This is a genomic window from Spirosoma endbachense, from assembly GCF_010233585.1.
Taxonomy (GTDB): domain Bacteria; phylum Bacteroidota; class Bacteroidia; order Cytophagales; family Spirosomataceae; genus Spirosoma; species Spirosoma endbachense.
This window is the reverse complement of record NZ_CP045997.1, coordinates 7,654,337-7,669,355: the sequence shown is the minus strand read 5'-3', so window position 1 is coordinate 7,669,355 and position 15,019 is coordinate 7,654,337. Positions and strand designations below refer to the sequence as shown.

7 protein-coding genes are annotated in these 15,019 nt (G+C 50.7%); 1 reads left to right on the top strand and 6 read right to left on the bottom strand.

Annotation, left to right across the window (positions count from 1 at the left end; all coding sequences use genetic code 11):
* Window positions 1–28 precede the first annotated feature (28 nt).
* The 5 genes from GJR95_RS31125 to GJR95_RS31105 form a co-directional block, all read right to left on the bottom strand.
* Window positions 29–1,363, bottom strand: coding sequence for a vanadium-dependent haloperoxidase (locus GJR95_RS31125; protein ID WP_162389572.1), 1,335 nt, complete (start codon window positions 1,361–1,363; stop codon window positions 29–31).
* A complete protein-coding gene (locus GJR95_RS31120) occupies window positions 1,360–4,728 on the bottom strand; it encodes a VCBS repeat-containing protein (protein ID WP_162389571.1) in 3,369 nt (1,122 codons plus the stop codon). Before GJR95_RS31120 ends, GJR95_RS31125 begins: the two co-directional genes overlap by 4 nt.
* Before the next feature lie 6 nt (window positions 4,729–4,734).
* Window positions 4,735–6,066 (bottom strand): c-type cytochrome, encoded by a 1,332-nt coding sequence (locus tag GJR95_RS31115; protein ID WP_162389570.1) that lies wholly within the window; start codon window positions 6,064–6,066, stop codon window positions 4,735–4,737.
* Between the two features lie 75 nt (window positions 6,067–6,141).
* Complete coding sequence (locus GJR95_RS31110) at window positions 6,142–7,851, bottom strand: SusD/RagB family nutrient-binding outer membrane lipoprotein (RefSeq protein ID WP_162389569.1); 1,710 nt, start codon at window positions 7,849–7,851, stop codon at window positions 6,142–6,144.
* Between the two features lie 33 nt (window positions 7,852–7,884).
* Window positions 7,885–11,184, bottom strand: a complete 3,300-nt coding sequence (locus GJR95_RS31105) for a SusC/RagA family TonB-linked outer membrane protein (RefSeq protein WP_162389568.1) — start codon at window positions 11,182–11,184, stop codon at window positions 7,885–7,887.
* 258 nt (window positions 11,185–11,442) lie between these two features.
* Here GJR95_RS31105 and GJR95_RS31100 point away from each other — a divergent pair, with 258 nt between their 5' ends.
* Complete coding sequence (locus GJR95_RS31100) at window positions 11,443–12,675, top strand: ROK family transcriptional regulator (RefSeq protein WP_162389567.1); 1,233 nt, start codon at window positions 11,443–11,445, stop codon at window positions 12,673–12,675.
* Window positions 12,676–12,748: 73 nt separating this feature from the next.
* Here the strand turns inward: GJR95_RS31100 and GJR95_RS31095 are convergent, their stop codons facing one another.
* Complete coding sequence (locus tag GJR95_RS31095; protein WP_162389566.1) at window positions 12,749–14,938, bottom strand: glutamine synthetase III family protein; 2,190 nt, start codon at window positions 14,936–14,938, stop codon at window positions 12,749–12,751.
* Window positions 14,939–15,019 lie beyond the last annotated feature (81 nt).

Genomic DNA, 15,019 nt, shown 5'->3' with positions numbered 1-15,019 from the left:
ACGGGTACTGAACACCCGCGAGAAATCATCATGGTTTCTGACTTAAAACTGCCTGACGCAGGTTAATTCGTCGGATTACAAGCTCTCCTATTGCCTTTCCCATCACTTGGCCGTTTTGCAGCGCGGCCCGATAATGAATACCTCCATACAAACGACTGATTGAAGCCTCATCGGCGGCCTGGTTAAATGATGTGAACCGACGCGACGGTAAGCCATAAGCCATTTCGGTGCTATCGACGAACGAAACATTTTTGCCCAAAACTGCCGACAGCACAACTGCCGAAGCGGTCGATACAACACTGTGGCCGCTGGGATATTCAGGAAAAGGCGGTGTTTGCAACAACGGCCGCCAGTTCTCGTCAATATGGGCGTTGATGTACGTTTCGGGTCGGATAACGTTGTAGCGATATTTCTCATGCCAGCAACTAATAAACCCATCAAAGAGCGCAATCGCCGTCATTGTGTAAGCTGCGCTCGTAGTGATCAGATTGGCTTTCGTTAGGCGTGCAACCTGTCCGGCAATAGACAACCAGTGACCACCCGGCGAAAGCTTCTTGCTGGCAAAATTCAGATGCCCCTGTGTGTTCAGAAAAAATGGATTACAATCCCAATAACTCGCAATTAGCCGCTGTTCGGCCGTTCTGTTTTTACCCGTTTCGTAGACCTCCCACGCAGCCTCACGAAATTGACTTTTCTCGTTTGTACTGAACGGAGGAGGTCCGGTTGTCCGACACTGCGCAGCCGAGTCGAGCACGAATGGTCGGATGCGGCCCCAATAAGGCTCAACAGCGGTCATGTAACCGGGGGGCGTCGGTGCCCATGCGCCAGCCTGCTTTACGGGGGCATACCGACGGAGCGACCGTGTTTGCCGGTAGTTGTCGCCCTTAGCCCAGGCAATGATATGCTGAGCGGCCTGTTCACCAAATGCTTTCGACACTTGAATGGTTTCCTCAGAATAGCCCGCTGCTTTGATCTGTTCCCAAAGTTGCGTTGTTTCCTGATCGAAGGTTTTCTCCGAAAAAATCATTGTGCGTCCAACGCGCAAAAACGCTTCGGTGGCCGCCAGAGCCGGATTACAGCCAGCCGGTGGCGTAGTGGTCAATGTTGCCATTGACGGGATCTGTCCGGCCAGGGATCGATAACGTCCAGCCTGAAATGGCACAAGTGTTTCGTAGGCGGCAATGTGCGCATAGGCGTAAATCCGGGCAGCAACGGGGGGCGAAAACACATCCGATACTATGATGGCCGTTAGTAGTTGGTGCGCCGAATGCAGCCAGCGCGTCTCTGCCGATGCCGAACGATTCGGAGCGGGCGCTGTCAGACTCATTAAACCTGCGGTGATGACCAGTAGTCGTTTCTTCATCGCTCAAACCCTATTAACGAACCATCATTGACCGTAAACAGTAATCGTCGTCGACCGGCTCCCGACCGCAGGCTAACCACCTGTCGCACATCACCGCTGGCCCAGATGCCCGTTTTTTGGGGAGGCACAGGTTGAAATTTACCTTGACCATTACCCTTTAACAAGCAACCGAAACTTGCCGAGCAAGGGCCAAGCTGTACGCGATAGGGATAGAAATTTCCGGCCACCAGCAAATCCGCTTTTCCATCCTCATCCAGATCGTCGATCAGCAGCGCGCTTGCCCGCGACAGTTGAGCTTCTGTTGGAAAAGCCTCAAACCTGAATGTTTTATTGCCCTGATTTACAAAAATACCTGATGCCAGTTGCCGAACCGTTACGACCGATGCCTGGGTTAATTGTGAAGGATTTAAAATATCGGTGACGGTTGCATCGGCGTATTGATGGTAGCGGGTAAATTTTTTCCGCAAAGGCACTACCTGATCGAGCAATTCGTCGCGTGAAGCCACCGGATAAGCTTTGCCCTGAATATAATAAGTCCAGATTGGGTCCTGCACGCCATCATTGTCAATATCGGTTGTGGTGATCTGCATCGGTTGCCTGGCGTCAGCCCGGAACAGATTATTCAGGCCAGCATTACCCGCTATGATGTCAGTATCGCCGTCCTGATCGATGTCGGCCAGTAACAGACTCGCCCACATTCCTTCCGTGCCCGTAAAGCCAGCCCCACTGGAAATATCAGTCAATTGCCCTTTCTGATTGTCGATCAGATGCATGGGCATCCAGTCACCCGCGAGAACCAATTCGGGAAATTTATCCCCCCGAAAGTCAGTCCAGGCAGCAGCCTGAACCATACCGATATGCCGTAGAGCCGGGGCTATATGGTCAGTAACGTCGGTAAAACGTGCAGATCCGCCGGAGGGTGTATCGTTACGCAGCAGATAACTTTCCGACGGGAATGGAAAGGTGCCTGGCTTACCCCGACCACCCACAAACAAATCCAGATCGCCATCCTGGTCCATGTCAGCAGCCGCTACGGCCAGTTTGCTGCTTCGCATTTGTGGCAGTGCCTGTGGGGCGCGGGTAAAATTCCCTTTTCCATCGTTGACATAAAGACGATCCTGATATTCCGGCGATCCATCTTCATATTCATTTCCTCCGCTTACGGCATATAAATCCGCATCACCATCGCGGTCAGCATCGAAAAACAGGGCGTTTACATCCTCACTGGCTGCATCGGCAAGCCAGGGCTGCGAATCAGCACGATTAAACGAACCATCCGACTGCTGAATCCATAGTTCATCCCGTTGCCCGACGGCACCGCCCAGAAAAACATCATCCAGCCCATCGGCGTTTACATCTGCTTTGGCTAATGCTGGCCCCAGCCGCGACAGTTCATAAGGAATCAGCACCTCTACCTTAAAGTCGATAAAATCGTTTTCGCGGTGCCGATACGGCAGCAATTGATTCATCGCCAATGGCTTAAACCAGGCGACTTCCGGCATTCGCTGGACGGTTTGCCTGCTACCTTCATTTTGTTGTATCGTGAAGGTTTGATCGCCGGGCAGATTGGCGAGCTGGCTCTGTGTGCCGTCAGGCCAGTATACTGTCAATCGGGAAATGCTGGTTTGCTTTCCCAGACCAAAATGCAGCGTTGGTTCGACTGATGCCTGGTAACCCCGCACAGCATAAGCCTCCTGTAGTTGCCGTCCGTCGGTGGTTTCGAGCACTACCCTCGCCCCGACGGCCTGCGTATTGGCTCCCTTCCCCCGCAGGCGAATCTGCAGGAAATGAGCGTCGGCCCGGTTCCGTTCGGCATTGTTCCGGTAAATACCTACCGGTTCGTTTTGCTTACAGACGACCAGATCCAGGTCGCCATCTCCATCGAAATCAGCATAAGCCGCAGCACCCGACACCGCCGGTATCGTCAGTCCCCATGCGGCTGATTGATTGCTGAAAGTCAGGTCGTGGTTGTTCCGAAACGCATAGTTAGTGGGGCGGTTCGAGGGCATTTTCCGTAACAGATCAATTGTCTGAAAGTTCAGATTTCCCTTTGCCGCTTCCTGTAGTTTAGTTTCAGCGACGGTGTATTTCATAAAGTCCAGATCCGTAAAGTCGCGGAGATACCCGTTGGTTACGAACAGATCTTTCCAACCATCATTATCCAGATCGGCCAGCAGGGCCGACCACGACCAATCGGTGGCGGCTATACCGGCCAACTGCCCTATTTCACTAAAACGGATTTGCTTTTTGTCTTCCAGCCCCCGGTTGAGTTGAAGCATATTTCGCATCTGCTGCCGGAAGTATCCGCTGTCAATCAGCATCTGATAGGCGTCATATTCATCCGGGCCTTTCAGCATTTTCTGGCGGTGGTTGTCCTCCGGCAACATGTCCAGTGTCACCACATCGGGTAACGTATCATTGTTAAAGTCAGCCAGATCGCAACCCATCGAAAACCGGGATGTATGCGTCATCGCGGTTCGTAATGATTCTTTGAAGCCCGTGTGGTGGCCAGCACCATCATGCTGATTTAGATACAGACAATCCTGTTCCGTGTAATCACTGGTGGTATAGAGGTCGGGCCAGCCGTCGGCGTTCAGGTCGCTGACACCCACGCCAAGTCCAAAATTTAGTGGATTGTTGATAATGCCCTCTGCCAGTGTAACATCGGTAAATTTTTGGTTATCGTTGCGCAGCAATCGGTTCCCGAACCGCATATCGGGTGTTGCCCTGATTTTGCGGGTATTCAGAAATGGATTGTAGGTGTGGTTGGAGTGGTTCAGCAGAAAAACATCCAGATCGCCATCGCGGTCGTAGTCGAAAAAAGCAGCCTGCGTCGATTGCGTACCCGGCAAATCGAGTCCAAACTCTCTGGCCCGGTCCTTAAATTGCGGCACGCCATCGCGAACGCCTTCATTGATAAACAGCTCGTTGGCCAGCTTTTCGGCAGGGTATTTTCCAGAATGACAGACGTAAATATCCAATCGGCCATCGCCGTTTATGTCGGCCACGCTCACGCCCGTTGCCCAGGTTCCATTCCCTACAACGCCCGCCCGCTCGGTCACGTCATCGAACTGCCAGCCCCCCCGATTGAGATACAACTTATGCGGAACGGTGTTGCCCGAAAAAAACAAATCGGGCTGGCCATCATCATTAAAATCGCCGACACCAACACCATTGCCATTGTAGAGATATTCGTACCGAAAAATGTTCAGTGAATCAGTTTCCGTCAAGGAATTGACGAACCGCACATGGGTTTGTTCGGGCGATAGTGCCGTAAAGAGCGGGGCCGGATCTGAACTTGTTTCGGGCCAAAGCAATCCGGCCACTAAACAGACAGCCGCCAGCACTAATTGAGGAGTCCACATAGCAGGTCAGTTAAGCCGAAGGTTTTCGTCGCCCGGTTCGTAAGCTACGTACAGCAGCAGCAGTGTCAGCATTTCCTGATCGCTACGCATCTGACCATCTGAGGTGATCAGCTTAGGCGGTTTGTTCGGATTCTGGAGGTTTCCTTCGGTGTTATCATACGTTCCAATCACGTTAATTACCGCCCCTGTCGGCAGAATGACTGGCTTCTGATAGCGATATACTTCCTGCCAGCGAAAGTCCCAGTCCGGAATGCGTACCAGCCGCAGCGTATCGGCACCGGGCAGGGTAGCGAAAGCGGTGAATCGTTTGCCAATCTGGTGCATATGGGGCCAGGCATATAACAGCGTGATGGGTTGATTTCGATAGGCGATTCGCAGTCGGGTTGTCAGGCTATCGCCACCAAATACCAGCAGCGGAGGTGTAATTTCTTTCTCACCAATCCCCCCAGACCCTAAGCTGATCACTTTCACAGTTCGTCGGATGGGCTTTTTTGTAAAGAAAAAATTGACGCCACTTACATTCTCGATGTCTTTAGCAGCTGGGCCAAAATGAACAGTCAGCAGTACAACTCCTCGTTTAGGCATCACCCAGCCCATATCGGCCGGATACGTTTCAACGGTTGTTCCGGGAATCCAGCCGCTATAATAGGTCAATTGTTTTTTGTAGGGCAACCACTCCCTATAACGCGACGCATCATCGCCATTCAGGTTAACCTGCGCGACCGTATTGTTCAAATCGATGCCCGGATCATCGACCGGGTGAATGGCAAAATTGGCGTGATGGATACTCTTTTTGTCTGTGGATGTAAACTCAATTGCTTCTACGTTCGCTTCCCCGGCCAGTTCGAATGGGATCTTGAACACCATAAACCGCTCAACTCCATCGCCGATTACCTTAAAGGGCTGGGGCATTTTTAAGGTCAGATCGGGCACCCGGTTGTAGCCCGTACCTGCCTGAGCCCGTTTGAGCAATTCCTTTTCGGCATCGGTATTGACCTTGCCTTTGGGCAGTTCTGCATCGATCCAGTCGGTTAGTATTTTGATCTGCTCTGGTGTCAGGCTGCGTTTGTTGGCAAATGCGACATAATGATCATCGGCCCGCCAGGGGGGCATGTACCCCGAGTTCACCACTTTCCGGATGAATTTCGCCCGTTTCGTTACATCTTCATAGGTAATCAGCGAAAACGGAGCAGCCTCACCCGGTCGGTGGCAAACCGCGCATTTAGCGTGAATCAACGGTTGGACATCCTGATAAAACGTTGGCTTCTGTGCATAAACTGCGTTGCTTACTAAAAACCAACTTAACCAGATTATTCCATGTGCCAGGCACTGCTTCATAAACAATCCGAAAAAAGCCAACCCGTCAATGTGACGGGTTGGGCATTAAGTTATGAAAAATTCAGCGGGTATACACTAGAGCTGATCCCACCAAACACGACCCGTAGCATCCTGAGGGTCGGTTCCGAAGCCGGTTATTTTAGCCATTTCATCAAGGGCCGCCCTGCGGTTCGCATAGTTCGGATCATTGACATTCGGAATACCAAGGGGGGCCCGCCGAGGAACCACCAGTGTAGCACCGTTCGAAATCAACGCTGGCAAAACCAGTGTCGACGTTGTATTGGGCAGTCCGGTTCTTTTCCAGGTTGCCCACCCTTCGGCTGGCTGACGTAGAAAATGGATATACTCCTGGCTGGCGATTAAATCCATCGCTTTGGCAGCATTGAAGGCCACTTTGGCATTAGCTAGATAAGCGGTCTTCTCTGCCGCCGTCATGGCTGTATAGTTGAACACCTGCGCTCCCTGCGCAACCATATCGTACCAATCCAACGATGCAGTTACTGCCGTTTCATACCAGGTTTTGGCACTTTCGCCCGTAATGGCCTGTGCTGCCAGTTCAGCCCGCATGAAGCAGAAATCGGCATAGGTGATAACAGGGAAATAGTTTTTGCCCGTTCCGGCAGTTCCACTCGCATCAGCATAGCCCGCCTGGAACAGACGCGGCTGCACATACGACAGCGTATCGATTGCCGTACGATTGCCATTTAAGGTAAGATAGCGCGGAGTGTAGAAACGTTGTACATTCTGGGCCACTTTCGCAGCATCCGGGCCGGTGAACCCGCCCAGATAACGGCGCGACTCTTTGGTACCGGCTGGCAGTTGCTTGTCGGCAATCAGCAGATCGATATTGGACTGAGAATAACTGTTTTGCGTAAAGAAAGCATCAAGTCGGGGGTCCTGGGTATCCCACATGAAATCGACCAGCGGCTTGGCAGCCCGCAAATTGGCGGGATTCCAGTTCGAATCACTACCGCCCGTAAAGCTGGCTGGCGTAATAAACATCCACCCATCGGCATTGCTGCTCATCAGATCGGCTGCCGGAGAACTTAATACTTCCTGCGCAATCGTTTTAAGCTTCGCGGCATCGCGTTTTGCCAGACGTATCGCTATTTTTAGCCGTAGTGCATTAGCCGCTTTTACCCACTGCTGTGTATTACCGGCATAATACTGGTCATTGGTACCCAACGCTACCTGTGAGGCAGTCTGAGCGGTTTTCAACGTTGTAATCGCTTCTTTCAATTCGGTATCGAGCGTTGCGAAAATGGTTTGCTGCGGGTCATACTTTGGCGTTAGTGTGCCGCCATAACGGGCCTGAAAAGCATCCGAGTAAGGAATACTGCCGTAAATATCACTCACATAAAACGTGTAGTATGCTTTCAGAATCCGCGCAATCCGGATCATGTGTACGTAGCGGGGCTGCTCTTCGGCGGGGAGATTCGCGACCAGTTTTTCTACGTCAACCAGCGTATTGCCAACACCATTATACAGGCGTCCATATCGCTGTGAGAAGTTGTCGTATACCTGCGTAAAATTCTGTCCATTTCCATTCACAGCTGTTGAATACTGCATCCAGGGCATGATCCGCTGGTAAAGGTCATAAAACGCTTCAAAATCCTGTCCGTGCAACGACAGCGTTGCGTTCAGGAACTGATTGGCTGGCGGAACGCTCGTTAGCCCTTCCGGATTAATGTTGGTTTCCACGAAAGCCTCCTTCTGGCACCCGCTGAATACCAGCGTCCCTGCCATGAGCAGTCCGGAGAAATAGTTTTTATAGGAGATAAGCATATGCGTAAGTTCGATTGAGATACGTGCCGAGAATTAGAGTCCTACGTTGACCGTTACACCGATGTTGCGGCTGAAAGGCAGTCCGCCGTATTCAGCAAATTCACCGGCATTGTTGCTCTTCAGCGACTGCGGGTTGATACCATCTTTGGCAGTCATGTAGAGATAGCCCAGATTACGGCCAACCACACTCACCCGCAGTGATTGAATTTTAACCCTGTTCAGGAGTGTAGCCGGTACATCGTAGCTAACCGATGCTTCACGAAGAGCCACCCACGAGTTTTCAAAAACCGAATACTCACGGATCCCCGATCCCCAGTTGGACAGGTTGTCGTAATAAGCATAGGCCGGAACGGGTGTCAGATAGCCTTTGTCGACAGCATCTTTGTAAGTCATACCGCCCAGATCAATCTGTTTGCCATCGACCGTAGCCGTAACCCCTTTGTTCAGTACACCATCGGGAATAATACCATCGTTCCGTTTGTTGCCCTGTGCATCGGTGAAAGCGATCCCACCCGACTCCGCATCGCGACCGGCCAGGCTATTCTTGAAGCTACCAAAAGCCGACCCGTAGGCGTGGGTTGCAGATGCCATCACACCGCCAATTTTGGAATCGACCTGCAACGTGGCCGAGAAATTACCATAACGGAAATTGTTGGTGTTGCTCAACAGAAACTTCTCCAGCATGGTCCCAATATCTTTCGACCCCTGCCCGGCAGCTCCGCTACGCAGATAAGTTAAATAGCCACCGGTCGTGCCACTGGCCGCGCCGATCAACTTACGACCCTGATCATCGCGGGCATAAGCATAAGAGGTATTGATGGTGCCATAATCCCCTCCTACCCGAGCAATCGACTGAATATCAGCTCCGAAAGCCAGACTCAACTGGTAGGTATCCACGCCTTCGATCAGTTCCAGAATCTTGTTGCGGTTCCGGCTGAAGTTAAACGCCGTGTTCCACTGGAATTTATTCGTTTTAATCGGCGTACCGGTCAGCAAAATCTCAACGCCACGGTTCAGAATTTTACCACCGTTGGCCAACCGCGAAGCAATACCCGACTCCGTAGCCACAGGCAACGTAAAGATCTCATTGGTCGTCAGTTTGTTGTAAATAGCGAAATCAATGCCTAACCGATTGTTGAAGAACCGCAGGTCTGCACCTACCTCCCATTCGCGGGCTAATCGGTTCCGCAGGTTGTAGTTAGGCAGGATATTATCCCGAAAACCGTACTGCTGAATCTGTCCACCGGTAGACGTAAAGATATTTCCTGCCGAGTAGAAGCCCGTCTGATTCGTCCGCCAGGCATCTGTATCGCCCCCGGTAAATCCGTAACTAGCGCGTAGTTTACCAAACGACAGGCTTTTCGGCAGATTTTTCACAGACTGGGTAAAATCCCAGGCTAAGCCCACCGATGGATAATAGTACGAATACTGTCCGCTTCCATTGGCATAGGTCAACGCCGAGGAATAGTCGATCCGGTTGGTGAAGTTCAAAAACAGCGCATCCTTATAGCTCAGATCGCCATAAGCGTAGATGGCATCCGTTCGCTTGGAGGGAGCCAGCCGGTCGCCACTGATATCAGCCACAATCGGATTGATGGAATTAGGAAGTGCAAACTGGCCGGGTATCCGCAATCCGCCATCCGTACGAAGCCGGTAGTCCCGACCGCCGTTAATCCGGTTCGTTTCACCACCAGCCGACAGATTCAAATGAAACAGAGGACTCAAATCCTTGCTGAACGTCAGCAATGCCTGAATGCGCGACTGATTGTTAGCCTGCGAATACTGCGAATATTCACCACCGGCAAAGCCTACGCCATCGCCCAGATTTTTGTTCTCGGTCTGGTATAATTCGTTCTGGATGTTAGCCCGGACCAACCCTGTCAGCCAGGGCGTGAAATTCATATTGACGTCGATATTTCCCCGAAAAATCTTCTCCTTACGAGTCGTGTTCCACTGGAAAGTCTGCCACATGAACGTCGAGATGTTATACGGATCAGCCGCGCCCTGCTTACGACCACCCACGGGTGACGCATAATTATTGGCCCAGTAATCAATATCAAAACTCCGGGGACGACCATAGACGAACCGGAAAACAGGGTTAAAATTACCACCCTGCCGAATTGGGTTCAGGTTATTATTGTCGGTGTAATCGGCCGAAACATCGAGGCTGAAAATTTTGCCCAATTTCTGGGTAGCCCGGACATTGAAGTTATTCCGCTTCATTTCGGCACCACCCGGCATAATCGTATTATTAAACAGATTCGAGAACGACGCCCGGAACGAGGAGCGTTCATTGCCACCCTCTACGGCTACATTGTGATTGATGAACTTACCTGTCTGGAAAAACTTCAATGGGTCATTGGCTTTCCAGGGAATCATGCGGCCATCAATATCCTGCACCATATGGCCATCCAGCTTGGGTCCGAATGAATAAGGCCAGTTTTGCGTATCAACCAGGTCAGTACCGGTAGCTGATTTACTAAAGGTCGGTGCAATACCGGCCCCATACTGATTCTGCACATCAACAAACCGGTAGGCATTTTCAAATGAAGATGTGTGATTATAAGTAACGCCAAGGCCTTTTTGCTCACGACCGTGCTTTGTCGTGATAACAACCACACCATTAAGAGCCTCTGAACCATACAGGGCGCTGGCTGCAGACCCTTTCAGCACCGTCATGGTCTCAACGTTATCAGCATTGAGGTTTTTCATGATGTTGCCAAAGTCCTGAGCGGCTCCCCACGAGTCAGCACCAGTTGTTGTTGGCCGAATCAATACGCCATCGACAACAAAAAGCGGCTGCGTGTTCGGGCTAAGCGATGCATTACCCCGGATGCGAATCCGTGAAGACGACATCGGACCACCCGACCCCTGATCAATTTGTACACCGGCCACTTTTCCCTGTAACGCATTGACAAGGTTAGCGCTATTGGCCCGTTCCAGATCCATTCCTTTCACCTCCTGGGCAGCATAGGAAAGTTTACGGGTCTCCTGCTTAATACCAAAACCGGTTACAACCACTTCGCCTAGTGTTTTGGAATCGTCCGCAAGTGTAACCGTAAATTCTGAGGCATTGCCAATGGCTACTTGCTGCGTGACAAACCCAATTGCCGATACAACCAATGTAGAAGCGTTGGCAGGCAGGCTCAGTCGAAACGTGCCATCAGCCCCTGCTGTTGTTCCGGTTGTAGAGCCCTTTACCTGAATGGTAGCCCCCGGAATGGGATTGCTTTGGCTATCGCGCACAAGACCCGTAACGGTGGCCCTGGCCTGTGCCAGAGTCGGTAAGCACCGAACCAGGATCAGCATCATTAACAGTAAGAGTTTTTTCATCCGAGCATGTAATTAAGTAGGTGATAAAATGAATCCGTTGCCTAGTGGAATTACCTAGAAAATCTAACGGCTCTGCAATCCTAAGAAATTTAATTTAGAAATAATACGCAGTTAATATATTTTTTTAAAAACTTTAGCAAAAAGCCCACAAATATCATCAGTCTTTAAGTAGCTACGGCGTAAAGTTGTCTTTGAGACTTTGACGTAACTTGTTGATCGGCCAGATGACGGCGCGATAGTATCATTCGTCTTAACAAAATGAATACAACTATTTTTCTTGAGGATGACCTGCCTGTTTCCCAGTCAGTTGTAGATTATAAGAAGAAACAAAAGCAGCGCGACATGCTGGCCTATCTGTATGCAGAAGGCCCCTGCACACTGGCGCACCTGGCCAAACTGCTGCACAGTAGTGTACCCTCCGTGACGAGTCTTGTCGACGATCTGGTTAGTAACAAATGGGTAACAGCCATGGGTACCGCCATGGGTAACAATGGTCGAAGGCCAGCGCTGTTTAGTCTTGATACAACCAAGCATTATGTGGTTGTGATCGATGTCAGCACGCACGACACCAAACTGTTAGTGATGAATGTGCTCCGTGAGATCGTCTTTCGTCGTGAATTTGATCTGCGCCTGGAAGACAATCCAACGTTTCTGGCGACGCTGGTTCAACAGTACAAAACTACCCTTGCCGATTCGGGTATCAATCCCAAAACGATCAGGGCGGTTGGCATTTCCATGCCCGGCTTAGTCAATGCCCGGCATGGCACCAATCTGACCTATAAGAATCTTAGTCCGGCAAATATCTCGCTTCCTCGCTGGTTTTCGGAGCAGATCCGTTTACCTGTTTATTTAATTAACGATACCAAAGCTACCGTACTTGGAGAGAGCCGTTTTGGTGGAGCACAGGGTAAAAAACAGGTGCTGGCCATTAATATTGACTGGGGAGTTGGCCTGGGAATTGTCGTTAATGGCGAAGTTTTTCAGGGTACCAGTGGTTTTGCCGGTGAATTAGGGCATATTCAGGTCGACCCTGAGGGTGAATTATGTTACTGTGGTAAAATAGGCTGCCTCAATACCATTACATCGGCCTCGGCGCTGGTTCGGCGGGTTCAACGCGATATTACCGATGGACAGGTTTCTAAATTAGCCGTTTTCCGGGAACGGGTTGAGCAGATCGATATTGATGAACTGATCAACGCAGCCCACCAGGGCGATTCTTATGCGATTGACATGTTACACGAAACGGGATTCCAACTAGGGAAAGGCCTTGCCGTTGCGATCAGTCTGTTCAATCCCGAAATGATAATCGTTGATGGTGTTCTAACCAAAGCCGCAGCTTTTATCCTAAACACCATCGAACAGGCAATTAGTAAATACTGCCTGAGTGATTTCCGCAACGACCTGACCATCGAAATAACCCAGTTGAATGGAGCCGCAAAATGGCTGGGGACACACGCGTATATGATGGAAGATATTTTCGCTAATTATTAAACCGGCATTTAACGGATTGAGGAATTAAGCTGATTTTGCTTAATTCCTCAATCCGTTAAATGCCGGTTCAGACTTATTTCACAAACAATAACTCCCGGTACTTAATCAGGGGCCAGTCTTCGTCATCGACAATCTCCTCGAGTTTGTCCACTTCATAACGGATAATTTCGAAGTGATCTTTAACCTCCGTTGCGTATAGTTTAGCGCGTTCAGCGGTATCGGTCGTATTATTCGCTTTCTTGCGCGATTCGATCATCGCTTCGACTCCTTTTTTGATCACCAGCACGCGGGTCGAAATTTCGCGCAGAATGTCTTTAATCGGCTCTGCTTCAGCGACCATTCCCAACTCCACCAGATTACGGGCCGTTTCGGCCAGTTTATTCTGATACTTGAGCGCCGTAGATACAACGTGATTCATGGCCAGATCGCCCATAACCCGCGACTCGATCTGTACATTTTTAATGTATTTTTCGAGTTCGATCTCGTAGCGTGACTCCACCTCGGCGTGGCTCAATACGCCCGTTCGTTCAAACAGAGCCAGTGATTCGGGTTGCACATAAACGCCCAGCGCTTCAGGCGACGACTTGATATTCGACAGACCCCGTCTAGCAGCCTCTTCGACCCATTCATCAGAATAGCCATTGCCCTCAAACAGAATTCGCTTCGTGTTAGAATAATACGCTTTCAGAATATCGACAATCGCCAGTTCCTTCTTCTCGCCTTTCGCCAATCGTTCGTCAAGGTCTGTTTTGAATTTGTTCAACTGATCGGCCACAATCGCATTCAGCACGGTCATGGTAGAGGCCGAATTGGCCGAACTGCCTACTGCCCTAAACTCAAACTTATTGCCCGTAAAGGCAAATGGCGATGTTCGGTTGCGATCCGTATTATCACGCATCAGGCTGGGAATACGGTTGAGACCGAGTTTGTAATACACGTTATCGCCCTTGTTTACCGTAACTTCCGACTTGGTTTCCAGATCATTAAGGGCCTGTGTCAGCGATTCGCCCAGAAAAACGGAGACAATGGCTGGTGGAGCCTCATTAGCTCCCAGCCGGTATTCGTTTCCGGCAGAGGCAATGCTAGCCCGCAACAGATCGGCGTTATCGTGAACAGCCTTCACGACATTGACCAGAAAGGTCAGGAATCGAAGGCTTTCTTTGGGCTTGGTACTGGGCGCTAACAGATTAACACCCGTATTGGTCCCCATCGACCAGTTGTTATGCTTGCCACTCCCGTTGATACCTGCGAATGGTTTCTCGTGGAAAAGAACTTTCAGATTGTGCTTTTCGGCAATTTTTTCCATCAGATCCATCAACAGCGCGTTGTGGTCGATAGCCAGATTTACTTCCTCAAAAGTTGGTGCAACTTCAAACTGGCCCGGTGCAACTTCGTTATGCCGCGTCCGAACGGGCATGCCCAACTTCATTGACTCGAACTCAAAATCGACCATGAAGGCATTGATGCGGGGAGGAATCGAGCCAAAATAATGGTCTTCCAGCTGCTGGCCCCGTGCGGGCGCATGACCAAATACCGTACGGCCCGCCAATACCAGATCAGGGCGGGCGTAGAACAGTGCCCGGTCAACCACAAAATATTCCTGTTCGGGCCCAAGCGTTGGGGTAACCTTGGTAATGTTCCGGTCAAAATATTGACAAACAGCCGTTGCCGCCTTGTCCAGTGCGTTTAATGCCTTGAGCAGCGGGGTTTTATAATCGAGTGCTTCACCAGTGTAGGAAATAAAAACGGATGGAATACAGAGTGTTTTTCCTCCGGCTCCATTGTCCATCAGGAACGCAGGTGACGAGGGGTCCCAGCCGGTATAGCCGCGAGCCTCGAAGGTATTCCGAAGTCCTCCATTCGGAAACGACGATGCATCGGGTTCCTGCTGCACCAGGGCGCTGCCTTTAAATTTTTCGATGGCCTTGCCGTCGATGGTAATATCGAAGAAGGCATCGTGTTTCTCGGCAGTTTCACCCGTTAGTGGCTGAAACCAGTGGGTGTAGTGAGTGGCGCCTTTCGAAGTTGCCCAGGATTTCATGGCCCCGGCCACTTCGTCGGCGATGTTCCGGTCGATCTGACCATTCGTTTGAATGGCCTCTGTGACCTTAATATACGCTTCGGGCGAAAGAAGCGTTCGCATCACTTCATTGTTGAATGTGTAGCTGCCAAAGAAATCGGCGACGCGCTCGGTGGGAGCGGCAACGGCCATCGCCTGACGGCTTTGGGCGATTTCGAGGGCTTTAAACCGAAAATTGCTCATTCTCTACTATGCGTGGTTTTGGGTTGAAAAACTTTGTCAAACATACACGCCTTCGGGCATATTCCAACGAGCGGCAAAAAA